At 62.4% G+C, this 24,066-nt stretch carries 21 protein-coding genes and 1 tRNA gene; 9 read left to right on the forward strand and 13 right to left on the reverse strand.

The window, feature by feature from the left end:
* Nucleotides 1–128: 128 nt before the first annotated feature.
* Nucleotides 129–1,184, forward strand: coding sequence for a DUF1254 domain-containing protein (locus LZC95_02825; protein ID WXA95773.1), 1,056 nt, complete (start codon nt 129–131; stop codon nt 1,182–1,184).
* Between the two features lie 66 nt (nt 1,185–1,250).
* On the opposite strand, the gene LZC95_02830 is transcribed toward LZC95_02825, so the two are convergent.
* From LZC95_02830 to LZC95_02845, 4 genes are all read right to left on the reverse strand, one after another.
* A complete protein-coding gene (locus LZC95_02830) occupies nt 1,251–2,315 on the reverse strand; it encodes a hypothetical protein (protein WXA95774.1) in 1,065 nt (354 codons plus the stop codon).
* Between the two features lie 408 nt (nt 2,316–2,723).
* Nucleotides 2,724–3,671 carry a M23 family metallopeptidase gene (locus tag LZC95_02835; protein WXA95775.1) on the reverse strand — a complete coding sequence of 316 codons (948 nt, stop codon included), beginning with the start codon at nt 3,669–3,671 and terminating at the stop codon, nt 2,724–2,726.
* 60 nt (nt 3,672–3,731) lie between these two features.
* Nucleotides 3,732–4,688, reverse strand: coding sequence for a DUF1906 domain-containing protein (locus LZC95_02840; protein WXA95776.1), 957 nt, complete (start codon nt 4,686–4,688; stop codon nt 3,732–3,734).
* A gap of 426 nt (nt 4,689–5,114) precedes the next feature.
* Nucleotides 5,115–6,017, reverse strand: coding sequence for an AraC family transcriptional regulator (locus LZC95_02845; GenBank protein WXA95777.1), 903 nt, complete (start codon nt 6,015–6,017; stop codon nt 5,115–5,117).
* Nucleotides 6,018–6,185: 168 nt separating this feature from the next.
* Here LZC95_02845 and LZC95_02850 point away from each other — a divergent pair, with 168 nt between their 5' ends.
* Entirely contained in the window at nt 6,186–6,713 is a 528-nt protein-coding gene (locus tag LZC95_02850) for a YkgB family protein (protein ID WXA95778.1), read from the forward strand.
* Here the strand turns inward: LZC95_02850 and LZC95_02855 are convergent.
* Nucleotides 6,710–6,970 (reverse strand): zinc/iron-chelating domain-containing protein, encoded by a 261-nt coding sequence (locus tag LZC95_02855; GenBank protein WXA95779.1) that lies wholly within the window; start codon nt 6,968–6,970, stop codon nt 6,710–6,712. The genes LZC95_02850 and LZC95_02855 overlap by 4 nt on opposite strands.
* Before the next feature lie 532 nt (nt 6,971–7,502).
* On the opposite strand from LZC95_02855, the gene LZC95_02860 reads away from it, so the two are divergent.
* Complete coding sequence (locus tag LZC95_02860; protein ID WXA95780.1) at nt 7,503–7,730, forward strand: hypothetical protein; 228 nt, start codon at nt 7,503–7,505, stop codon at nt 7,728–7,730.
* A 276-nt stretch (nt 7,731–8,006) separates the two neighbouring features.
* The gene (locus LZC95_02865) at nt 8,007–9,446 is read left to right on the forward strand and encodes an Ig-like domain-containing protein (GenBank protein WXA95781.1); all 1,440 of its coding nucleotides are present in this window, start codon (nt 8,007–8,009) and stop codon (nt 9,444–9,446) included.
* Between the two features lie 21 nt (nt 9,447–9,467).
* Here the strand turns inward: LZC95_02865 and LZC95_02870 are convergent.
* The 5 genes from LZC95_02870 to LZC95_02890 all read right to left on the reverse strand — a co-directional run bounded on the left by LZC95_02870 (nt 9,468) and on the right by LZC95_02890 (nt 14,069).
* Nucleotides 9,468–9,545 (reverse strand) — tRNA-Pro (locus LZC95_02870).
* Between the two features lie 130 nt (nt 9,546–9,675).
* A complete protein-coding gene (locus LZC95_02875; GenBank protein WXA95782.1) occupies nt 9,676–10,212 on the reverse strand; it encodes an HNH endonuclease in 537 nt (178 codons plus the stop codon).
* A 75-nt stretch (nt 10,213–10,287) separates the two neighbouring features.
* Nucleotides 10,288–11,868, reverse strand: coding sequence for a TROVE domain-containing protein (locus tag LZC95_02880; GenBank protein WXA95783.1), 1,581 nt, complete (start codon nt 11,866–11,868; stop codon nt 10,288–10,290).
* 985 nt (nt 11,869–12,853) lie between these two features.
* A complete protein-coding gene (locus LZC95_02885) occupies nt 12,854–13,048 on the reverse strand; it encodes an SDR family NAD(P)-dependent oxidoreductase (GenBank protein ID WXA95784.1) in 195 nt (64 codons plus the stop codon).
* Between the two features lie 34 nt (nt 13,049–13,082).
* Nucleotides 13,083–14,069 (reverse strand): alpha/beta hydrolase, encoded by a 987-nt coding sequence (locus LZC95_02890; protein ID WXA95785.1) that lies wholly within the window; start codon nt 14,067–14,069, stop codon nt 13,083–13,085.
* An 88-nt stretch (nt 14,070–14,157) separates the two neighbouring features.
* Here LZC95_02890 and LZC95_02895 point away from each other — a divergent pair, with 88 nt between their 5' ends.
* Nucleotides 14,158–15,045, forward strand: coding sequence for a LysR family transcriptional regulator (locus tag LZC95_02895; protein WXA95786.1), 888 nt, complete (start codon nt 14,158–14,160; stop codon nt 15,043–15,045).
* A 404-nt stretch (nt 15,046–15,449) separates the two neighbouring features.
* Here the strand turns inward: LZC95_02895 and LZC95_02900 are convergent, their stop codons facing one another.
* Nucleotides 15,450–15,725 (reverse strand): hypothetical protein, encoded by a 276-nt coding sequence (locus LZC95_02900; protein ID WXA95787.1) that lies wholly within the window; start codon nt 15,723–15,725, stop codon nt 15,450–15,452.
* Between the two features lie 13 nt (nt 15,726–15,738).
* Between LZC95_02900 and LZC95_02905 the strand changes: the two genes are divergently transcribed.
* The 3 genes from LZC95_02905 to LZC95_02915 all read left to right on the forward strand — a co-directional run bounded on the left by LZC95_02905 (nt 15,739) and on the right by LZC95_02915 (nt 18,749).
* Nucleotides 15,739–16,104: a hypothetical protein gene (locus tag LZC95_02905; GenBank protein WXA95788.1), complete on the forward strand. Its 366-nt coding sequence runs from the start codon at nt 15,739–15,741 to the stop codon at nt 16,102–16,104.
* Between the two features lie 45 nt (nt 16,105–16,149).
* On the forward strand, nt 16,150–17,223 hold the full coding sequence (locus LZC95_02910; GenBank protein WXA95789.1) for an NADH:flavin oxidoreductase/NADH oxidase: 1,074 nt from the start codon (nt 16,150–16,152) through the stop codon (nt 17,221–17,223).
* Nucleotides 17,224–17,324: 101 nt separating this feature from the next.
* Complete coding sequence (locus tag LZC95_02915) at nt 17,325–18,749, forward strand: amidohydrolase family protein (GenBank protein WXA95790.1); 1,425 nt, start codon at nt 17,325–17,327, stop codon at nt 18,747–18,749.
* A 4-nt stretch (nt 18,750–18,753) separates the two neighbouring features.
* Here the strand turns inward: LZC95_02915 and LZC95_02920 are convergent, their stop codons facing one another.
* Nucleotides 18,754–21,555 (reverse strand): helix-turn-helix transcriptional regulator, encoded by a 2,802-nt coding sequence (locus LZC95_02920; GenBank protein ID WXA95791.1) that lies wholly within the window; start codon nt 21,553–21,555, stop codon nt 18,754–18,756.
* A gap of 162 nt (nt 21,556–21,717) precedes the next feature.
* Between LZC95_02920 and LZC95_02925 the strand changes: the two genes are divergently transcribed.
* A complete protein-coding gene (locus LZC95_02925; GenBank protein WXA95792.1) occupies nt 21,718–22,590 on the forward strand; it encodes an alpha/beta hydrolase in 873 nt (290 codons plus the stop codon).
* 351 nt (nt 22,591–22,941) lie between these two features.
* Here LZC95_02925 and LZC95_02930 read toward each other — a convergent pair whose 3' ends face one another.
* Nucleotides 22,942–24,060 (reverse strand): agmatine deiminase family protein, encoded by a 1,119-nt coding sequence (locus tag LZC95_02930; protein WXA95793.1) that lies wholly within the window; start codon nt 24,058–24,060, stop codon nt 22,942–22,944.
* Nucleotides 24,061–24,066 lie beyond the last annotated feature (6 nt).

The following is a 24,066-nucleotide window of genomic DNA, read 5'->3' on the forward strand; positions in this document are numbered from 1 at the left end:
ACCTCGTTCGGCGTCCGATTATCCCATTTATGGGAAGGTCCTTCTCGGTTTCGACGGCTACTGGTGTGCGGCGCCGGACGACAAATTGATGCCTGCCGTTCGACGACACGAACGAGGAGATCGCAAGGATGACGAATTTTCGCAGTTTAGCCTACGTGGCCCCGGCAATGGCGGTGGCCGCGACGAGTTGCGGCGCGCATGCGCAGCCACCTTTGCAAGCGCCGCCGGCATCTGCCGTCCCGGTGACCGTCGACAACTACAACCGCGCTCAGACGGACGTCTACTTTGCCCAAACGCTCAAAGCGGGCACGTTGGGCCAATTCAAGCATGGCCGCGAACTGGCCCCGGTCACCCGCGGGGGCATCGTTCGGCCCAATCGTGACACGCTCTATTCGTTCGCGGTGTTCGACTTCGACGCCGGCCCGGTGACCATCACGCTGCCAGACGCCGGCCATCGTTTCATGGTGATGCAGGTCGTCAACGAGGATCAGTATACGCCGGCGGTCTTCTATGGTGCGGGCCGATACACGCTGACACGGGAGGGGATCGGCTCGCGCTATGGCATGGTCGTCGTGCGCATGGTGCTCGATCCGGCAAACGCGGACGATGCACGGCAGATACACGCCTTGCAAGACAAGCTGACGGCAAGCCAGCGAAGTCCGGGCACCTTCGAAGTCCCCAAGTGGGATGAAGCAAGCCTCAAAAAGATTCGCACCGCTCTCATGCAACTCGGGGAAACGGTTTCCGATACGAGGCGCATGTTCGGCGCCAAGGCGGAGCAAGTGGATCCGATGCGGCACCTGATTGGAACGGCCTTGATTTGGGGCGGTCTTCCCGAGAGGGAAGGGCTCTACCTGCCGATCACGCCCGAGCGGAATGATGGCACGACCGTCCACAAGCTCATGATCAAGGACGTGCCCGTCGATGGCTTCTGGTCGATCACGGTCTACAATGCGGAAGGCTATTTGGAGCCGAATGCCAACAACGTCTATTCGGTAAGCAAGATGAACGCGAAGCCGGATGCGGACGGCTCGATCTCCGTGCAGTTTGGCGGGTGCGATGGCAGAATTCCCAATTGCCTGCCCATCATGAAGGGCTGGAACTACACGGTGCGCCTCTTTCGCCCGCGCTCCGAGATTCTCGACGGCACTTGGAAGTTCCCCAAAGCGCAGCCTGCGAGTTGATCCCGAGCTGTGTTGCCGCTGCTCCGCGGCAACACAGCTCCGGACTACGTGTTAGCGCGCTGAGGCCTAACGCTGTCCCATGGCGATGAGCTTTTTGACGATACTGGGCTTGACGTACGGATTGCGGCCGTCGGGGGACACGACATTGTCGGCCAGCGTATCCATCGCGATCCACGCGAAGGGTGCGACCTTGAGCCGATTGGCCTCCGCGGAGGCATCGTCCAGGTACTCTCCGCCGATGATCTTCGCCCTGTTGTCGGTCGGGGGCCTATCGAGCTCGATGACCGCGACGACGCGCAGTTCGCGTTGAGACTGCAGCCCCGATACGGGCGCAACGTTCGGGCCAGTTTCGGAGACCCAAAAGACACTGACGTCGACGAACACGAACCCTTTGGCTTCGTCATCCCACAGATACTGCGTATAGGGCCCCGTGCGGCTGCCGGTTGCGACCAGGTTGGTCGCCTCCGCCTCGTTCAGCGCCTCATACCTGTTGACCCGGTAGCGGAACGCGGGCTGATTCCAAATTTGGTCCGTGGTGTTCGGCTGCTGCACGTCGAGTACGAACGGCTTCTTCTGCTCTTTGAGCTGGCGATGAAGCACGATGAGGAACGCCCCCGCGTTGAGCCCCTGGCATCCGACGGCCCCGCCGTCCGGCGTGACCTTGCGCACGATGCGGCCATACTGATCACGCTCGACATCCATCGTATCGCAGCGACTGCCGATCCAGCGCTCCCGGGCATCGTAGTAAGCTTCGGCCATGAGGGCATTCACGTCACCAATCTCGAACTTCACGCAGCCCGGCGTGCCCTCGGCGCAAGCAGCGACGCCGCCAAATGCACTATGCTTGGCGAAAACAGCGTGCTTCAGCGGAGCATTCGACGTCGCCGCGGCCGTCCAGCCATTGCAAATTCCTTCCCAGCCCGCGACCTGGCCGCCGTGTGCGCCCTGGCCATGATTGCTCCAGTTCCACTGCCTTGCGGCATCCATGTCTTGTGGATTCGTGATGGTGATGAACTTCTCGAGCGGTGACATGATGTCGCCGCCTTGCCATCGCACGTCGATACCGTTTTCGGTGTATGGCCAGTACGTATCTGGATAAGGGACGTGCTCGTCATCGGTGCCGAATGTCATGCCGACATCGGCTGTCGAAATGTTATCGACCAGGAACGAGGAGAAAGATGGCAATCCTGCGACAGGCGGAAACAGGCCATTCGGATCGTCTGCCGGCGAGATTCGATCCGGTTGGCGTTCCGTCCGGGTCATTTCCTCGGAGGATTCGCCGGTTGTGACCGAACAACCGGCCGATGCCAGGACAATACTGAATAGAAGGATGGGCGAACGCATGGTGAGCTCCAAATTTGGGCTTTGATTGGTTGATGGGGCTTTCGCGGCAGGTGCAGAGCCGTGATTCATCCCCAAGTTGCGTGCCTCCTTCATGGCCGGTGTTTAACTTCGTTATGTCTAATTGAATGAGCGGGCGCGTGTCGGCCGGCCGCCACTCGGTCGGAAGTCCGACGACGTTTACCGAGTGCGCTTACCCTAGGGGCACTTTTTCAGCCCGTGAGCGCTCGGATTCGAGTCGAACGCGCTCGTCGTGGACAGATCGACGGCAGCCACCCAACCGTAATTCGCGTTGTCGTCACCTTGTGTATAGTACCAAGTCGTATTGCCACCTGCGTGCTTGTCGCCTGTTCCCCAGCAGGTAAACCAGCTGTACGTCGTGCGTAGATGGTTGACGACGGTTCCGCCATTCCTGGGGGTGGATCGCATGTTGGCACCCGCCGTATTCGCACAATAAAGCTTCTTGTCGTCGGAATGGACCGAGCAGGCGCTGCCGCCGCCACCGCAGTTCCTACCCGTAATGCTCTTTTGTCCGTAGCTACCCGGGTATGGTGCGAGCGATGCCCCCTCGATGACGATGTTCTGGCCGACGCCATTGAGCAGCTGTTCGTAGTGCAGGTGAGCCCCGCTGCTATTGCCGGTCGACCCAACGACGCCGATCTGCTGGCCCTGACTGACCTGGGCCCCATCGGGCACGGAATAGGCCGACAGGTGAAAATAGTACGTCTGCCACCCGCCACCGTGGTCGATGACGATGTAATTGCCGGCGCCGGAAGGTTGAGAATGCCTCGTGGCCCGTCCGGCCGCCGACGCGAGTGCTGGAGCGCCTGCGGTTCGGCCCGAATTGTTCACGAAATCCAGTGCACGGCGCACTTCGGCGCTGTGGTGCGAATACGTCCAAGACTCGTTGCAAGGAATGGGAGCCTTGAAGTTGGGGGCCGCGAGCGCGGCCTCGTCCCCTGGATCCTCCGGCGCGGATCGATCGTCGAGCATGGCACTGTCATCGAGTGCGGTACCTTCTTGGAGCGCCGCGACATCGGGGCTGGTCGCGGTGCCATTGTCTTCTCCCTCGTTCGTCGACGCAGTGCATGCCACCATTCCCGCACAAATGAAGATCCACGGAATGATGCTTCGTAAATGGCTCATAAACGTCTCCTGGAACATGAAGTTCGTTCGAATGTAGTTTTATGCCCCCCCCTTATGGATTTACTGGCACTTCTTCAGCCCATGCGCGCTCGGATCCGCATCAAAAGCACTCGTCGTGGATAGATCGACGGCGGCGACCCAGCCCCAATTCGGGTTGTCGTCGCCCTGCGTGTAATACCAAGTCGTGTTGCCGCCCGCGTGTTGGTCCCCCGTTCCCCAGCAGGTGAACCAGCTGGGCGACGTGCGTAGACGGTTGACGATGGTGCCCCCGTTCCTCGGCGTGGAACGCATGGCGGCTCCCACCGTGTTGGTGCAATAGAGCTTTCCATCGCTATGCACACCGCAGTCGCTACCGCCGCCGCCGCTGGCGTGCCATTGACCGAAGTCGTCCGTCTGCGCGACATCGATGTCGCACGAACCGCCGGCGATGACGACGTTGACATCGGTTTGCCGTAGCTGCGCGCGGGGATCCCAATTTCCGCCGGACCAAGCGAACGTCTGCCAGCCCCACTTGATCTTTCCGGCGTCGAATAGACGTTTGATGACGTAATATCCGCCGTATGCTCCGATGCGGTCCCTCGGGATGACCGAGGCCACGCCATCGAAATAGGCATTGATGGTCGATTGTTGACCGGGCGTCGCGTCGAAATCGACGCTGAAGTAGATCGGGCGGCCGGCCGGCATTCCCGCGGCTGAAGCAAGGCGTTCCGCCTCTTTTGCGTCTTCGACGCCGCCGTTGAAACCGTCCAGTGCATCGTCGGCGCCCCATTCCCAATTGGATACGATATCGAGGCCGGCTGCGGTGAGCGACTGGGCCTCACTGGCCGTTAGAATTTTCCCACCAGCGCCGCCCGTCGTGTAACTCAGGTATCGAACGGCGAACGTGTAGCCCGCATTCTTCAGGCCTTGGGGCGACGGTCGATCAAAGGAATAATCGACGCCTCTGCGGCCCGCGAGTTCGTCTGTCTGGGTGCCGACACGCTCGTCATCTCCGGTGTCGCTGCTACATCCAGTCATTGGAACGCATGCAACCGCGACGAACGACCACCCAATGACAACGTAAAATGCACGATTTAGCATAAATCGATTCCTTTACTTGATTGAGAATCCTATTCCGAACCGACGATGGCGCGGCAGCCAGCACCCAGCATCCATACCTCCCCCACGTGTCGAGTACTTCGAGCCGGCAATGCCGGCGAGTTGCAGCGTGTGTGGCTTTGGCGACGCTCGCGCGCTTCGAGGGCGCCGAGACGCGGAATTGATGGCGAGTTCTTTCGAACTCCAACGAGGCCTATCATGCCGGCTCGACGGGTCAAACGACAAAGAATCGGGCAGGTCGGGCGTGCAAATGCCCCGTGGTCGGTTGGGCAGAATTTGCTCAACTGTCGAGTAGCGCTTCTCGAAGCGCCTCGAGTCGTGCGCTATCGCGCGGACGCGCGCTCTTTACTCCGGTGAGTGAGATTCACGGCGCCAGCGGGCGGGCGTGATACCGATGTGGTGCTTGAATGCACGCTGAAAGGCGGCCTCCGATTGATATCCGACGGTGGCGGCGACGTCGGCGGTGGAGGCCGACGTCGTTTTGAGTTCATTGGCCGCGACGGTCATGCGGATGTCCGTCAACAGGTCACTCGCCGAGCGGCCGAGGGTTTGCTCGAAGTGGCGCGCGGCGGTGGCTCTGGACATGCCGCAAAGGCGCGCCAACTCGGGGAGAGTCCACGGGTGCGCCGGATCGTGAAACATGGCCTCCAGCGCGGGCGCGAGCCGCGGATGTCCGGCCAGAGCCAGCAAGCCGCTGGGGGCCTCTTCCGTGTGGCTCGCCAATCGCAACACCAATGCAAACAGGGCAGTCGACAACGCGTTCAGCATGGCGCGGCCGCCCAGTCCATCGGCCGCGGATTCGATGCGCATGAGGGATACGAGCCCCGCCAGGTGCTCGCGGGATCCGGATTGCGCCGCATTTGCGCGCACAATCAGCCGGGGAGGGAGGTAATCGCGCAGCAGGCGATCGTGCCGCGCCGTGAGGACGAAGTGGCCGCAGAGCATATCCAGGCGCTCGCCCTTTCCCGCATTCTCACTGATGACCAGATTGAGCGCGGAGCGGTTCCGGGCGGGGGCCGGCCGCGTGCCGCTGCCATCGTGCAGCAGATGCCTCTCTCCATCGGGAAGCATCAGGATATCGCCCGCGGAAAGGTGCGTCGGTGCGCCACCGGCCGAGTCGTCGAGCACGGCCGCGCCGCCAAGGACGATGTGGTACGGAATCTCTCCCGATGCCGCCGGCCCCTGGGCAATGCGCCAAGGAGCGCCATAGAGGCAACGAAGATCGACGCGACCCCGGACGGGCATCATGTCCAGGAGCCGACTCAGCCAATCGATGGGTGGTGACATGTCGGACCTGCAGTCGACGAATGAGCATCTAATTGAGTTGTATAGACATTAACAATCTCACGCGCCATGTGCAAAGTGACATTCGTCGCCGCGGTTCGAACGACCGCGCCCAGACAAGGAGACGGAACGATGAACTGGCTCGTGAAAATTCTGTCCAGGTCCAGCCTTCTCGGCAAGGACCGTGATTATCATGTCGTTCGCGCGTCGATGGTGATTCTGTTTCTATTTTTCGGGTATCAGAAACGGTTCGATTACGAAGCGCAGACGCTGATTCCGTACATCAAGAACGGCCCACTCATCTTCTGGATGTACCCCGTCTTCGGCATCCGCGGTGCCAGTTGGTTTCTCGGGGTATCCGAATGGTTGTTTGCCATTCTTTTGTTTCTGGGCTTCTGGAACAAGCGCCTCGGAATTCTAGGTGCGCTGGGGTCGGTGGCGAGTTTCGTTGCCACCACGACCATCATTCCTTTCATGCCCGGTGGGTGGGCCGAATCGGCAGGCGGATTTCCTGCGATGACGGGCAACATTCCCTTTCTCATGAAAGACGTGGTTCTCTTGGCGGTATCCATCTATCTGTTGAATCAGGACGTGATGCGAGCATCCGTCGAGCAGCGCGAGGCTTCCCTCGAGGTTCGACCCGCGCCCGTTTCGGCCTAGCGCGATCGTCCCAATGCGATGAGCGGGCGTTCGCCCTTGGTGTCGATCTCGCCGAGGCAGGCGCCCGAGCCCCGGGCCAAGTCTCGGCACGTCTGGGGCCGTGTCTCGTAAACGCTGCAGAGAAATTCGCCCGTATCCTTGTGCACGACCAGCGCGGCGCAGTGACCGTCGCTCATTCGCATGTATGCGCGGTTCGCATCGAACCAAACGAGGTCCTCGGCGCGCTCCCCGAGCCGCTGATAGTCATCCCCGCTCACCCGTATGTACGTAGCCAGTCGCGAAAAGCAGCAGGCTCCGCATGCGGTACATTCTGGAATGGGGGGCGAATCCGTCACGATAGGATGCCCCATCATGCTCGATCAGGCCGTGGATGGCCAGAAGATCGAATCCCGTTCAGCCCGGCGGCAGGGCCTTGTCAACCGATGCGTGACACGCCAGTGGGAGCCTGGACTTCACAAGGGCGATGTTGACGACCAACGGCAGGAAGAAAAATCTGGAACTCCGAGTACGGCGAGAACGACGCTACCGGCAATGCGCTGGCATCGAATCTCAATTTGGACTTTCGCTGGCTGCATCCCACGGCGTGGGTCTATTGGCAAGCGCTGGACGGCCTCAATTGGGGATTGATCTACGCCGATGGCACGGCGGGCACGCTGGGGTAGGTGAACAACAAGTACTTCGTACTTGCGCAGTACTCCCGGCACATTCGTCCTGGGATGCGCATTCTCGACGGCGGTGAAGGCGATACCGTGGCAGCCTACGATGCGACGGGGCACAAATTTGGTCATCGTGACGACGAATTATGGCACCGCACAATGGATCGATTACGACCTGTCGCGGTTTGCGACCGTGTCTGGGCAATCGGGCCTCGTCCCCCGGTGGACGACCACCATCGGGACTGGTACGGGCGAGCACTACGGCTATCACACCGATACGCAATTGCAGGGCAAGCGCTTTTGGTCCTGGTTTCCGGCCAACACGATTCAAACCTTCGAAATCGACGGCGTGACGCTCTGAGCTGACGTCACGATCCTCGTGGGAGGCGGATGTCGGCATGCCATCCGCCTCTCGGATTCAGCGTAGGGCTGCCACAATTGTGTGAAGCATTTCGGAGCGGCGGTCGAGAGATCTTGCACGATCCCTATGCTCCAACGACGAACGCTTATTCGACGCTTCTCTTCTATTGCTGTCCTGTCCACCGCAGCCGCGCTCGCTGTCGCATGCTCGGAGTCTTCGGGCACCACACCGGATCCCATCGGACCGGGCGACGCCGGCGACGGCGGGCGGAAAGACGTGGCCGACAAACCGGACGCCGACAAGCCGGACGCCGAGGAGCCGGACGGCGCCATCCCGGACGAGCTCGGCCCGCAGATCCTCTCATCGTGGCCGATCAACGGTGGCGAAAACACGGTGGGCGGTCCCATTCAGGTCAAGTTCACCGAGCCGGTGAAGCTAGGCGCGACCGCCACCCAACTGCTCGTGGACGGCACGCCGGTCGCTGCCACGACCAAGCTCTCGGAGGACGGCACCGTTCTCGATATCGTCCCAATCGCGGACATTCTTCCGCCGGCCAAGGTGAGCGTGCGCTTCGGCGACATCTCCGACCTCCACGGAAACCCGCGCATCGACGAGCCCTTTACGTGGACGGTTCCTCGATGGTTCCACGCGGGCAGTTTGCCTCGGCCCGAAGACACGACGTTTCGCGTGGCCAGCGGCCCGGGCGATGCCATCTTCCTATCCAGGTTTACGGCGACGGGCCCGGACGGGGTGGAGCTCACGGTATTCAAAGTTGGGCGCAACGATTTCGGCTTCGAGGCGCTCCCGGTGACCGTTCGATTCAATTTGGTCACTGGGTTTCCCACTAGCCAATTTCCTGAAGTCCGCATCGACAACTCGGGTGCCCCGGTGGTGGCAATCTACGATCACGAGGACAAGATCCATGTCCTGCGATGGTCGGGGGCTCAATGGAAAGACTTGGCTCCGCCGATGATGGCGGGCGAGCGAAACTCGCGTGCGCTCATCGCCATCGCGCCCGGCGATTCGGGGAAGATCACGCTGGCCTACGAGGTGAGGGGTACGGGGCCGTCCCCTAAAAGCGGCATTCGCGTGCAAGAATACGACGGTGGCCGGTGGCTTGCGCTCGGACCTTTGCTCGAACAATCGACGATGGCAATGCCTTTGAAGGCGTTGGTGTTCGATGAGCAAGGTATTCCGACGATGGCCTGGGAAAAGCTCTTCGACGGGGCTACCACCATGACGTGGAACGGCACCGGGTGGATTGCGTCGAGTCCCGTGGTCAGTAGCGACCTCGTGACGAAGGACATGAGCATCGCCTGGGGCGATGGCCACAGCCTGTTCAGTGTGGTGGGCCTCTCCCAGGGTATCGAGACCGGGCCGTACCGCAATCGGGTCCTGCGGCTGGACGCTCCACTCGGCACGTGGAATGAAGTCGGGGCCGCACTTCCCGACGTCCCGCTGGGTCGCCCCGTCACCTTGCTCCCCGCCGGGGCAGGCCATCTCTTTGCATCGTTTGCCACCCAAGCGACCGACGCGATCCCCGCGAAATTCTGGGCACTCGACATCACGAAAACGGGGTGGAGCGAAATGACCGGCCTCGAAATCCCGCCGGGATGGACCGAATCGGCCGGTGCAGCCGTCGATGGACGCGGCGTCCCCATCGTTGCCGTCACCACGAAGGACGAGGTGCGCGTGCTGCGATTGAATCGGAAATGAAGACTTGGCACCAATCGAACATGGTCAGCGCGGCAGGATTCGAACCTGCGCTCTTCGGCTCCCCGAGCCGCCGTTTTGGCCTGGCTAAACTACGCGCTGAGGCGGCCCTGTTTTTCGTCTGGGCCCGGAGCCGCACAACGACGCGCGTGAGAACGCATCGCGGGAACTCCAAGACGTCGGGTGCAGCTTTGCGTGGGAGTGCACGCTCGCGTCCCAACGAGCGGCGCCGTCACGCTACGTCCGTGCGATGCTCGATGGCGGGGATGTAGTAGTTCCTCCACATGGAAGGAACGTCATTCCCAGGGTCGAGCATGGGCGCGAACGGCAGGGAGGAAGGCTTGAATGGCTTTCGCAAGAGCGTCATTCCTGCCTCCTCCGGCAAGCGGCCCCCTTTTCGATCGTTGCAGGCGTAGCACGAGGTGACGATGTTCTCCCAGACGGTCTTGCCGCCGCGAACGCGGGGCACGACGTGGTCGTAATTGAGAGCATTCATCATCTTGCGTACGCCGCAGTATTGGCAACGAAACCCGTCGCGCGTGAAGACGTTCACGCGCGAGAAGCGGATCTTGTGCTTCTTCGACACGCTTCCCTTGGTCAGTCGGACGACAGCGGGCGTGCGGATGGTGATCGACGGCGCGGCGATGGGTTCGTCGTATTCTTCCAGCACCTCCACCTTGCCGAGGTGAGAAAGAACGACGGCGCGTTGCCAGGAAATCACCCGGTGAGGGGTCATCCAGGGAGTGAGCATCAGGGTTCGTGTCGACATGGGCTCTTTACCTCTTTCGTCTCTTTCGTATTCGCATGGCACTTCTCCGAAAATTGAAAGATGAATTTCGTTCGCCTATGCGAGCGAAATGTTCTTGATGGCACCGACCCAGTGATCGGCGGAAAGCTCGCCCTTCGCAAAGAGCGCAATCACGTCGAAAACGGAGTCGGAGAAGCCACCGACGTTCAGCACGTCGTCGCGCTCGTGCATCTGCGTCGAGCCGTAGGGCTGAATGTCGATGAGTACGAGCTTGGCCTTGGGGTTACGCCCGCGGAAAGTCTCCCATTCGTCGGCCATGACCGTCGAACGATGACCACCCGACCGCGCGAAATCCGCCCAGGACATGTTGTCCGAGACGTAGATCACGAGGTCACCCTTCGCGCGCTTCTCGTTGAGATGGCGGAGCGGCGCACTGCACGCCGTACCGCCGCTGGGCAGATTCGCCAAGAACTCCGCATTGGTCATGACGGAGTCGAGCGGGTTGAGCCGGCGCGGCATCTTCACGACGTCGTCCGAAAACGGAATTACCTGGGCGGAAGAATTCCGCCGCAGAAACGCCGCCGAGACGAGGGCCGCGATATCGACACACCGCACCGCGGAGGTCGCCCCCTTGCGGTATCCGGTTGCCGCGCTTTGCATCGAGCCCGAGACGTCGGGGCAGAGAAAGACCTTTCCCTGCACCTCCGGCACGTTCTCGATGGCGATCTCCATCGCCTCTTGCAAGGCCATGGTGATCTCCGACGGCATGTCGTGGCTCGCTGCCTTGAACGCGGCAAGGAGCTGGAACGGGAAGACGCGCGCGCGGCGCACGAGCTCCGTATCCCGAAGCTTGGCGGCGACGAACGAGACCATGCTCGGATCACCGAAGACCCCGTGGCGCAGCAGCGTATTGAGGTTCATTCGGAGCTGCGTCCAGGACATGCCCTTGGCGATGGCCGTCCAGCGATCGGTATCGAGATTCAGTGCCGTGAGCATCTCGAAGGGCACATCCGGGATTTCGCCCGCACCCTTCTTGAACGCCTCGAATGCCTGCACCGAAGCGGGGAGCTTCTCGTGCGCGACATCCTTGCCAATGAGGTAGCCGTAAAGCGCCTCACGCACGGTGTCGACCTCGCCCTTTTCGTTCTTCGGCGACGGGCGCACCATCTTGATGACGTCGGCCATCGAGGGGGCGGTGCCGAGCGATTGCCGGAAAATGGCCTCTGGCTTGCGATTCGAGAACCACGCCCGTGCGAGTCGCTTCGGCGCCGAACCGAAGGACTTGCGGCCCACGGTGCCGGAGCGGACGATCTGGACGAAGTTGCGGAGCATCTTGCCGTTGTCGATGACCCGCGGGAACACGGACGCGAGAAGACGGACATCCTTCGCGGCGAGGTAGGCGGTCAGGAAGGCGGGCATGTCCTTCATGAGCCCCTTCTCGCGTGTGTACACCGCGAGTTGCGCAACGAAGTGGGGATCGGTCTGACGCACGAGCTCGAGCACCTTCTCGAGTTGTTCCTCGGCGTGTGCGTAGTAGGTTTGGCTGAAGGTGCCCGTCGAGGCGTACTGCGCGAGCGCATGCTCGGGCGAGAACGCGTAGGCACGGCCGCCTGCCTCGTTCTTCGTATCGGCCGGCTTGAACTTCGACGCCGGTGCAAAAAGTGCCTTGTGTGCCATGACTGCGTTTTCTCCTCTCCGAGCGCGTAAACGTGAAATGCACAATCGGCGGCTCGCGACCGGTTGTGCGTTGGCTTTGAATTCGACGGCAATGGCCGAGCGCCTCGTACGGGAGTCGAACCCGTCTCACTCCGTAGACAGCGGAGCTGCGACGCCGGTCGCATCACGAGGCAATGATTGGTACCAAGTTTTCAAGGAGCAGGGCCCTCGCGGGCACACGTCACCCTTCGTCGCGCTCGTTCCGAACGCGGATCTCTTGCGGCGAAGGAAAAGCTTCGCTCAAATACGTCGAAGGCCACCGAGGATCGTTCCTCGGCGGCCTTCATGGCTGCGCGGAGAACGCCTCGATTCGACCTACGGATCGCCCTTCGCGCGACCCGACGCGAATGCCCACGCTGGGCACACGTATCCCGTCGTCCGTCCCATCATCTGGGCTCGTGCGAAGGATGGATTGGTCCTTTCGAGAAGTAGATGCCGTGATTGTTTCATGGAAAACTATCGCGTTTGATTGTCCGTTTGTTTCTCCAACAACGTCGTGATCTCGAACGCGGATTTTCCGCGTACAAACGCCGAAGGCCGCCTGGGTTTCCCTAGGCGGCCTTCCGAGAGTGCGCTGGCACCACTCTGAAAAAATCCGCCTAAACTCGGAGGGGACCTCCGGGGCTTGCAAAATCGATCGCGGGGCAACCCAGGATGAGGACGCATTGCTGCCACGTCGGTTTACGCGACAAGCTGGCAGCTGATTGGTGGGGGCGTCGGGTCATCATGGCTTATGAGAAGGCGGCCTCTTGGCTGAGCTTTCTTCCTCGCGGGCTGACAAGTAGACGCGCAAGGCGCGGCCACCATTCAGAGGTTTCGTTCTTATGAGGCTCTTTCTGGAGTCGGTCAAGAAAAAATCTGGCGCTCAATCAAAATAGATCGAAGGCGTCATGTGCGCATCAGATGGATTTCACCTCGCCGCCATCCATCCGCAGCGTGGCTCCGGTCAGCCATCGAGCGCCCGGCGATACGAGGAATGCCATGAGCTTGGCGATTTCCTCGGGCTCACCGTAGCGTGCGTTTTCTCGAGGTTGGTGCGATCGCGCGCCGCGAGCACGATGGCCGAAAAGTCGCGCGCGAGACGGATGGCGGTGGAGCGGCCGATGCCTTGGCTCGCTCCCGTGACGATGGCTACCGACATGTGGATTCTCCTGTCCGACGAAGACGCGATTCGTTCATTTCGATTCACGGACGTGCGAAGCGAGAAAATGGCGCATCGCATCGGCGATCGTATCGGGCGCCTCGTCGAGGGCGAAGTGGCCCGCGTCGAGCTCGCGGATCTCCGCGCTGGGGACGTCGCGCGCAAAGGCCCGTGCGCCCTCGACCAGGAACGACTTGTCGTAGCGGCCCCACACGACGAGCGTCGGGGGTTGGTACTTTCTCAGATACGCCTGCCAAGTTGGATATGCGGCAACGTTGGTGCGGTAGTCGTAAAAGAGGTCCATCTGAATGGCGATTTGTCCCGGTTGCTGCAAGAACGCCGTTTCGTCCGTCCAGGTGTCCGGATCGAAGAGCTCGGGGTGCGGACTGTTTCCTATGTGGCGCGTGCGATTGGCCTCGAACGATGCCAGATTCGCACGGACCGTCGCTTCGTACTTCGCGCGATCGGCCCAAAAGGCTCGGCGCGCATTCCATAACGGGCCGAGGCCTTCGTCGTAAGCATTGGCATTTTGGATTACCAGCGCCTGCACCCGTTCGGGATGCGCCGTCGCGATGCGAAAGCCAACGGGCCCCCCGTAGTCTTGCAAGACCAACGTATAGCGTTGGAGCGAGAGGGTTTGCGCGAAGTGATCGATGATCTGCGCCAGATGATCGAACGTGTACGCGAATTGCTCGGGCGGCGGCGCGGAGGAGTGCCCGAAACCGGGAAGATCAGGGGCAATGATATGGTAGCTCCCGGCGAGCCGGCGCAGCAGCGGCTCGTACATGCGCGACGAAGAGGGGAAGCCGTGCAACATCAGAAGCACCGGCGCATCGCGCGGGCCCGCCTCGCGATAGAAGATATCGAGGCCATCGACCTTGACCGTCCGATAGACGGTGGGCGCGGGGCTTGCGGCCACGGCGGCGGCCGGCGGTTTGGTGGCGGAGCCGGAACACGCGGAGAGAAGCCCGAACGACGCGATCGAACCGGCCGCAACGAGAAGGTTTTTCCATGTCATCATGATGGGTGCATCCTAGGGCACGACACGGAGCGAGATAATCACCCTCTGTCGAGATGCATTCTCTCGTCACACGGTAGAATCGTTTGCCATGGATCGCATCGAGGATTTTGCCGCGTTCGTTGCCATCGTCGAGCAAGGGAGTCTCACCGCGGCGGCGCGGCAGGTGGGGCGCTCGCTCCAATCGGTCAGCCGCTCCCTCGCTACGCTCGAGCGCAATCTCGGGGTGGAGCTCCTTCGGCGCACCACGCGCAGTGTGCGTCCGACCCCCGCAGGCCTCGCGTTTTACACGCGGATCAAAGCGGCGCTCGCGGACATCCAAGTTGCCAAAGTAGAAGCCTGCGGAGCCGCTCTTTCGGGGCGGCTGCGGCTCGGTTCATCGTTTCTTTTTGGAGCGATGCACCTGGTGCCGGCCATGACGGCGTTTCTCGAGCAGCACCCCGGTGTCATCGTCGATCTGCAGCAATCCGACGAATTCGTGAATCTCGCGGACGAAGGCATCGATGTCGCCGTTCGCATCGGCACGTTGTCCGGCGCGAGCCTGAAAAAGCGCCGGCTTGGGCTGATGCGCGACGTGACGTTCGCAGCCCCGAGTTATCTCGCGAAACATGGATATCCCAAGTCCCCGCACGATCTCGCACGGCATGAATGCGTGGACCGGACGAGTATGCGCCCTGCCGGGCGATGGCGCTTTCGAATCGGTGGTGCCGTTCAATCCGTTCGCATCGGCGGGCGCTTCCACGCGACCGGCGCAGCCGCGTGCAACGAGGCCGTCATGCGCGGCTTTGGCATTGGTCGCGCGCTGCTCTACCAGATTCGCGCGCAGGTCGACTTCGGCCAGGTGGAGCTCATTCTGACGGAGTTCGAACCACCGCCGGTCCCGGTGCATGCCGTCTGGCCCGCCCGCCAGGTGTTATCGAGCACGGCGCGGCGATTCGTCGATTACCTCGCCGCGCGCTTCGCCGGCGAATCGTGGTAGCTCGGTTCAAAGTTCCGCAATCCATTTCGTGACGAGCTCAATTCCCGATGCATCGACTTCCTCGCTCGCGATGGGCGGCATGGCCTCACGCGTGCCACGTTTGGACATGCGGTGTACGAGGCCACTCTGTTCGGCGTGCCCTGCCAAGATGCGATTCGCATAGGGAGAATGCTGCCGTCGCAAAATGGGCACGCCCACGGCGGTCTCGTAGATTTTCGTGGCATGCGGGTCGCGTTCGGCGGCTGCGCCTGAAGCAGAAGATGCCCTTGCGGGAAAGGGCGCGCAATATACCAGGTCGTTGATGAACTGTTTCCAATATGGATTGGAAACCTCGTCCCACGTGCGTCGGACGCAGCATCGGCGGCTCATCCTGAGGTGGGGAGGCATCTGGCCGCGATTTTGCTCTAAACTTGGGCCTCGATGGCCACCAAACGAAAGAAGAAGAGTGTTGCGCCGAAGCCGGTTTCGAAGAAGGGCACGGCAAAGGCAAAACCGGCGAAGAAGCCTGCAAAACGTGTCGTGGTGACGCCCAAGGCGAAAAGCAAGGCACCGCGCGCAAAGAGCACGAAAAGCACGAAAAGCGTGAAGAAGAAGAGCGTCGCACGGAAGCCGGCGGCGAAGCCCAAAGCCGTCAAGAGGCCCGCGAAGAAGGCGAAGGCAGCGCCGAAGCCGAAAGCCAAGGTCCGAGCTTCGGTGAAGAAACCGGTCGCGAAGAAGTCGGTCGCGAAGAAGCGCACGCCGCGGCGTGATGCAACCGGCCACCTCGACCCGCAGTACGCGCGTGAGCTTCGCGCCCGGAGCCGCGAGGGACAGGAGGAACCGGAAGGCCGCGCGTTCTTCAAAGAACCCCGCAATCGTGAGGAGCTTTCCGAGCGGAGCGGCGAAGAAGCCGTCCGGGCCATGACGAGCGGAGAGGACGAAAACGAGCTCTTTGCCGACAGCGATGCCTCCGATGACGGCGGCCCGTTCGTCGAGACCACGGGGCGCGAAGAGTATGCCAATGGCATCGACGAATCGAATCCGCCCGACGCCACACGCGAGCCCTTTCCCAGGGTCTGAATCGCTGGAGCGCGAGAGTGCGAATCGTCGTAAGTATCCACGACCATGGCGCAACTCTTCGAGCCGTTTACCCTTCGGTCCGTCACCTTCAAGAATCGCGTTTTCGTCTCGCCCATGTGTCAGTATTCGTGTGCGCACGACGGCCTTCCCACGCCATGGCATCACATGCACCTCGGCCGCTTCGCGGTGGGAGGTGCCGCCCTGGTGTTCACCGAAGCTGCCGCCGTTGCGCCAGCCGGCCGCATTTCACCGCACGATCTCGGCATTTGGTCCGATGCGCATGCTCGGGCGCTCGCGCCCATCGTGGCATTTCTGACCGAACAGGGCGCCGTACCGGGGATTCAGATCGCGCACGCGGGGCGTAAGGCAAGCACCGCGGTTCCATGGGAAGGCGGGCAGGGGGTGGCTCCCGAACGCGGCGGGTGGACGCCGGTTGCGCCAAGCGCGCTCGCCTTCTCACCGACGTATCCCGACCCTGCGGCGCTCGATACCAGCGGCATTGCGGCGGTCGTCGATCAATTCGTGTTGGCCGCGAAGCGCGCGGGCGACGCCGGCTTTCGCGTCGTCGAGCTGCACATGGCGCACGGTTATCTAATGCATGAATTCCTTTCGCCTCTTTCGAACCGGCGGACGGATGCATGGGGCGGGGACTTCGAAGGACGCGCGCGCTTGCCACTCGAGGTGGCCGCCGCGGTGCGGGATGCGTGGCCGTCGCACCTGCCGCTGTTCGCGCGCATCTCCGCGACGGAATGGGCAGCGGGCGGCTGGGATCTCCCCGAGAGCATTCGCTTTGCCGCATGCCTGCGCGAACGGGGCGTGGATCTCGTCGATTGTTCATCGGGCGGGGGCGTCCCGGATGCGAAAATCCCGGAAAAGCCCGGCTACCAGGTGCCCTTCGCGCGCGCCATCCGAGAGGAGGCTCGTGTGGCCACGGGCGCCGTCGGCCTCATCACCGAGCCGGCGCAGGCCAATGACGTTGTCCAGTCGGGCAGCGCAGATGCCGTACTTCTCGCGCGCGCCATGCTGAACGATCCCAATTGGGCACTCCACGCCGCGCACGCGCTTGGCGTGGATGTGCCCTGGCCGCCACAGTATCGCCGGGCCAAGCCGCGTGCCTGAGAGACCGCTCGCCGTGCGCACGATCCGCTCGTCCGCTCCGGTGGACCGTTCGCCGACGGCGCATTGGATGCGTTGCGGAATCCGGACAAATGCATCCCATCATGCGCAATCGAATTACGATTCTGGAAAAGTCGCTGAAGTGCCTCACGCCGTTGTTGCTTGGCGGCCTTCTCGGTTGTGAGGCCGGGGGCGCTGCGTCCACCTCGACGGCGGTACGAGGTGCAACGTCGTCGGAAAGCGTCGTCGTTCTCGGTGCAAAGCTCATCGATGGAACCGGCGGCGCGCCCATCGAGGACTCCGTCCTGGTGCTGCGGGGCGATCGCATCGTGGCCGTGGGGGCCGCCACGGCGACCGCCATTCCCACGGGCGCGCGTGTCGTACGCTATTCGGGTAAGACCATTTTTCCTGGCCTCTTATCGAATCACTCGCACGTGGGCATCGTCGATGGACTCGTTGCCGGGTCGGCGCAGTACAATCGTGCCAATATCCTTCGACAAGTGCAGCAATACGAAGCTTACGGCGTGACCACGGTGACCGCCCTGGGCTTCAATGGTGCCATTTTCGATGGATTGCGCGCGGAACTGCATTCGGGAAAGACAAGTGGCGCTGATCTGTTCGGCGTCGATCGCGGTATCGGTGTTCCGGGCGGTGCGCCCTCGGAGGCGGTCGTGCCGGTGGGCGCGGACCAAATCCTTCGCCCCGCGACCGCCGAGCAGGCGCGCGAGGCCGTTCGCGCCATGGTGAGCCGCCGGACGGATCTCGTGAAGCTCTGGATCGACGACTTTGGCGGCACCCTCCCGAAGATGCCTCCCGAAGTCTCTCAGGCAGCCATCGACGAAGCCCATCGACACGGCCTTCGCGTGGCCGCGCACATTCACGACTTGGGCGATGCCAAAGCGGCCGTGCGCGCCGGCGTGGACATTCTGGCGCACGGCGTGCGCGATCAGGTCGTCGATGGTGAGCTGACGAATCTGCTCAAAGAGCATGCGACATGGTACGTGCCAACACTGCAATTGGATGAATCGGCATTCGTGTATGCGGATCGTCCGGCATGGACCACGGAACCGTTCGTGCAGCGTGCCTTGCACCCCGACGTGCGCGCGCAATTCGAGGACCCCGCATGGCGCGAACGGATTTTGGCCGCGCCCGCAACGCAGGCCGCGCGGGCGGCTCTGGCAATGAATCTTCGCAATCTGAAGATCCTCCACGATGCGGGTGTGGCCATTGGCTTTGGAACCGACTCCGGTGCGACGCCACTTCGTATTCCGGGGGTTGCCGAGCATCGCGAGCTCGTCTTGATGGTGGAGGCCGGGCTTACACCGCTCCAGGCCATTGGGATTGCCACGCGCGATGCCGCGGCCGTGCTTCGCCTTGGCGATCGCGGGACCCTCGCGCCTGGAAAGCTGGCCGACTTCGTCGTCGTGGATCGGGACCCCTTGCAAGCCATTGCAAATACCCAGAGCATTGCCGCCGTGTGGCATCGCGGCCAATGCGCGGGCTGCAATGCGACCTATTTGGCGCGATAATTCGTCAATAGCGCTTGGGTCGAAGGATGGCGTTGGCTCGTTTCAGGTCCTGCGTGTCGAAGCCCTCGGTGAACCGATCGTACACGGCGGCGAGCAGGTCGTGCGCCTCCGTGTGTCGGTTGCCGCGCTCCCAAAGCTCTGCGAGGGTCGTCGCGGTTCGGAGCTCCCAGGACAACGCTTGCTGACGGCGAGCGATATCGAGGGATTGGCGAAGAAGGGATTCGGCTTCCTCCGCGCGATCCAGGATGCGGGTCGCGCGGATTCGAAGCAATTCGGCCGTACACCAGGTTTCGCCACCTTTTGCGGTGCGCGCCAAGGCGGCTTCACTGGCGCGTGGCCCATCGATGGTGGCCATGATGTCGGCGAGGTACGGATCCGCCGCGATCAATTCGCGGCATGCGTCGAAATGACCCTCCAAGTTGGCATGGTAGGTTCGGGCGAACGCATGGCATCGGACGAGGTAATGCTCCAACGAGCTCGTGAGAAGCATCTCCGTGTATTCTTTTGCCGTGGACGTGGCGCCCGTCCAGAGCGCAACGGGAACGACACCGACCGTGATGATGTAACACAATGGGAGCGCCTGGCCGAAGGCCCGCGCGAGCTCGACGCCCTCGTGGGCGCAGGCCCACGCTTGCTTTGGAAAGCCCTGAAGCCAAAGGATGCGCGAGAGCGCCGCTCGAATCCCGATGCGCGAGTCGAACTGAATCCCTCGTTGTCGGGGCTTGTTCGCATGGATGGCTGCATCCTCGAGTACGCGTTCGGCATGAACGCGCGCGCCTGCCTGATCGCCAATGCCATGAAGTGCAAGCGTGGCCATGCGTCGACGGGTGAGCTCGACCCCGGGGCGATCGACGTTCGAGGCAAGCACGTCGAATTGTTTCGAAATCGCCAGGGCCTCTTCGTAATCGCCATTGTGGCCAAAGGCCACGAGCAACCCCCAAAGCGCGCGGAGCTGCGCGTCGACGAGCGATGCGCCTTTCGCGATTTCGAGCGCCTCTCGGAAGGCGCCGACCACGGTCTCGATGCGCTCCCCGGTCTGCCACATCGCGTGCCCGAATACGTCCCTGAAGCGGCACGACATGGCCGGATCGGCAATGGGCATCGTGGCGAGCAGCGCGACGGCGGCCTTCATCCGGTGCGCGTATTCGTCGAACAACGATAGGGCGAACCAGAGCAATACGGAATTCGCGAGGAGCTGCGCGCCCAAAACATGATCGCCCGATCCGGACATGGCCCAATCGAGTGCATCGCGCAAATCGTCAATCAAATGGCGATGGCGCTCGGTCCACCGTCTCGTGTCCGTGATCTCGTAATCGATCTCGGCGTCCCGGAGTGCGGCGAGGACGTATGCCGCGTGACGTTGGGAGACGTCGTGCGATTCGCTTTCCGTCAGCTTTTGCATCCCGAAGGCGCGCGTCGTATCCAACAAGCGATACAAGGGCGTTTCGCCACCGATGTCGGCCGTCACCAGCGACTTGGCAAAAAGGTTGGACAGGTGCGTCAATGCGGCCGATCGCGTCCATGACGTGCCCGCCACGGCGACCGCGGCATCGGCGGTGAACGCCCCGCGAAAGGCAGAAAGTTGCCGCAGCATCTCTTGCTCTTCGGGCGGAAGGAGCTGGTAGCTCCAATCCAGCGTCGCCGCGAGCGTCTTGTGCCTCGGAAGCGCCGTCCGGCGTCCCTGCGTCAGCACACCGAATCGGTCATCGAGGCGGGCGGCAATCTCCCGAACGCCGAGCTCCCCCACGCGCGCCGCGGCAAATTCGATGGCCAGCGGCATTCCATCCAGCCGGCGGCAAATGGCGGCCACGGTGGCCGCATCGGCATCGTTCAGTTCGAATTGATCCGTGCTCGCCTGCGCGGTTCGAACGAAAAGATTTATCGCGGGGTAGGCAAGGGCGTCGGCGGCCTTCAGTCCGTCGGTCCAAGAAGGGTGCGATAGGGACGGAAGGTGATGCGCCCATTCCCCAGCGGCCCGCAGAACTTCGCGGCTGGTGGCGAGGATGCGTAGCTCGGGAAGCCGCGAAAGGAGCGCCTCCACCAGGGTTGCGACCGAATCCACGACATGCTCGCAAGTATCGAGCAAAAGAAGCACGCGCTTCTTACGCAAATGAGAGAGCAGACCGGCGAGAGGCTCGTCGGGAAGAACGCCGATTCCCAGTGCTGACGCCACCGCGCTCGTGACCAGGTTCGGGTCGGAGAGAGACGCGAGATCGATGAAGCACACGCCGTCCGGAAAATGCCCCAAGCATCGTCGCGCCACCGCGATGGCCACGGTGGTTTTGCCGACCCCGCCTGGCCCGGCGATGGTGATCAGGCGATGCTCGGCCAGCGAATTCGTGAGGAGCGTGATGGCTTCTGCACGTCCCACCGGTGTTGCGAGCAACGCCGGTAAATTGTGCAGGGCGGGAATGGCGTGCTCACCCGATGGCGGGCCGCCGGCTTCGTTCGCAGCGGGCGACTCCGGTGCATCGGATGCATCGACGGATGCGACAGAAGCGACGGGCAGCGCGAAACGGTAACCTCGAGGCACCGTTTCGATGGCGCGCTGCCCCTGCTCTCCGCGAGCGAGCACCTTGCGAAGGGCCCCGACTTGCACGCGCAGGTTCGTCTCTTCGACGACAACGTCGGGCCATACGAGTCCGACCAGTTCGTCGGTGGTGACGACGGTGCCCGCGCGCTCGACCAAGATGCGAAGGATGTCGAAAGCGCGCGTGCCGAGCCGAACGGGCTCATCGCCCAAGAGCAAGGTGCGGGATTCGCCCGCAAGGCGAAACTCGCCGAAGGCATAGTCCGCGGCGCTCAATTCTTTTGCTCCGGCCGCCACCCATTCGTCGCGCGATGACCCCTCACGCGGGGGATTCTAGGGCCTCGGCCGCAGAGAGTCGATCGTTGCGTGATATCGCTCCGAGGATCGCACGCCGGAACCCATTCATCGACCGTGCGCGGCAGTGGTAGTGTCGTGCCAATGATTCGCTCGCATCGGGTTCGTGCCAATGGGCTTGTCCACCACGTCATCGAGTGGAATCCGCACGAAGATGGGCGACGCTCGAATGTGCCGACCATCGTCCTTCTTCACGGCTTCATGGACGCGGCGCGCTCCTGGGACCTGGTGGTGCCGCATCTCCTGCAAGGCGGACTGCGCGTGATCGCTCCCGACCTACGCGGTTTCGGCGACACCGAGCGCGTGCCCCAAGGAGGCTATTATCACTTTTCCGATTATGTCGCGGATGTGGCGGGCATCGTGGACGAGCTCTGTGGCGATGCAACGTTTCATTTGGTCGGTCACTCCATGGGCGGGACGGTGGCGACGCTCTATGCAGGTGCGCGACCCGAGCGGGTGAGTCGCCTTGCGCTGCTCGAAGGGCTCGGCGTTTCCGACAATCCACCGTCGGCGGCTCCGCTTCGGATGCGCCGCTGGCTCGAGGATCTCGAGCAGCATCGTCTTCGCGGTGGCGGTCGTGGTCCGCGCACGATGGAGCATGCCCTTGCAGCCCTGAAGGTCAATCACCCCACGATTCCCGAGGAAATTCTGGAAACGCGCTTGCCGCACTTGATCGACCGCGCGCCGGATGGGTCGCTCTTCTGGCGGTTCGATCCCCTCCATCGCACAATGGCTCCGACCCCCTTTCGGGCCGACGCCCATGTCGAGTTCGCCGCGCGCATCACGTGTCCCGTTCTCATCGTCGGCGGCGGCCCACGTGGCTACCACCTCCCCGACGAAGAAGCGCGCATCGCCCGCTTCCCCCACGTCATGCGCGCCGAAATCGAGGACGCAGGTCACATGATGCACTGGACCCGCCCCCTCCAGGTCGCCGAGGCCTTGCTCGGCTTTCTCTGAGCCGGGCGCGTAATGTAGAATCGAGAATATCGATGAATCGAAATATTCGTTCGGCGACGAACGAAGTTGGTGGGCAAGGACCCGCGCCGAGACCAAGGTGGAGGGCGAGTCAAGTGCCTTCAAGTGGACACCGGTGTGTTGCGGGGACTCGATGCGCCCATGGCACGGATGAACGATGGCCTTTCAGAAGTGAGAGCTTCGATGGCGTGCACATCGAGAAATCGTCCCTGAAATTCGATGATGAGTGGTTGGCATCATCTTGGCATTAGCGTGGACCCGGCATCACGCGGATGGCTCTCTCCCCCCCGGGCCTCTCGTGATGCCGTTTTTCATTTCGCTCGTGCCCCGCGATTAGCGGATGGCCGGGATCTCTTTGGTGAGGCAGTGAATCGAGCCCCCAGAGTGGATGGTCGATTCGCTGTTGATTCCGACGACCCGATAGCCGGGCATCGCGGATTCGTACGCGCGGCGCGCTTCTTCGTTCTTTTCGGCATCGTCGTAGAAGGGGACGATGACCGAATCATTCACGATGAGCGAGTTCGTATACGTGTACCAAGTGCCTTCGCTCACCCAACCTTTGACACGTGTGACCTCGTACTGGCCGCGCCCGCAGGCGAGGTTGCGGAAATAGGTGGCGGCTTTGTCGGTGGTGGACTTGAACGGCTCGTCCGAGGTCTGGGCGACGATGACTTTGCACTCGCCAACGAGCTTGGCGAACATATCGATGTGACCCGTGCCATCGGCCGGCTCTCCATCCGGGTTTGCCGCGTAATCCAGAGCATGAACCTTTCGTGCGCCGACGTACCGTTTGAGGGCCTCGTCGACGGCTTCCCGACTCAAACGGGAGTTCCACTCGTAAACGACATTGGTCAAAAAGACATTTCCACGCCCATCGGTCATGTAATTCCCGCCGTCGAGCACGAGGCTCGTCGTGTAACACCGGGCGTCCAGGGTATTGGCGACCTTGCACGGCATCGCATCGTCGGCGGGCCGGGTTGCATAGCCGGCGTATCGGGTATCGACGATGCCCAGCATGTGGGTCGAGTCGTCAATCCCGACCGGGCCGTAATCGCGCGACCAGGCAGTGTTGGACGTGTAACCGAGCCTTCGGTACCGATTCGCCGGCACGCCGGGGATCGACGCGGGCCCGGAGACCGTCAGGACTTGCGCCCCCGCGGCGGCGCTCGCGACGGCGACTTGGCCGAGCACCTCGGTGTAGTCCCGCCACGTGATGAGCACCGCGTCGACGGGCTCGTACTCGGCCGGCACGCGGTACCCCGCCGGCGGGGCCGAGCCGGTTGGCTCGTCGTCATTGAATGAGAGCGAGCGCTGCATCGCCCGCTCTTCTTTGGTGATCCAAACGGGCAGCGGGCCGCCACTCGTTACGTGGTTCGCGCCGTCGGTATTTCCGACGTTCGCGCCGGCTTGCTCGGCTTGCGAGGAACAACCAAAGAGTGATGCCGCCAGCACGAAATG

Source organism: Sorangiineae bacterium MSr12523 (assembly GCA_037157775.1).
Lineage (GTDB): Bacteria > Myxococcota_A > Polyangia > Polyangiales > Polyangiaceae > Pendulispora > Pendulispora brunnea.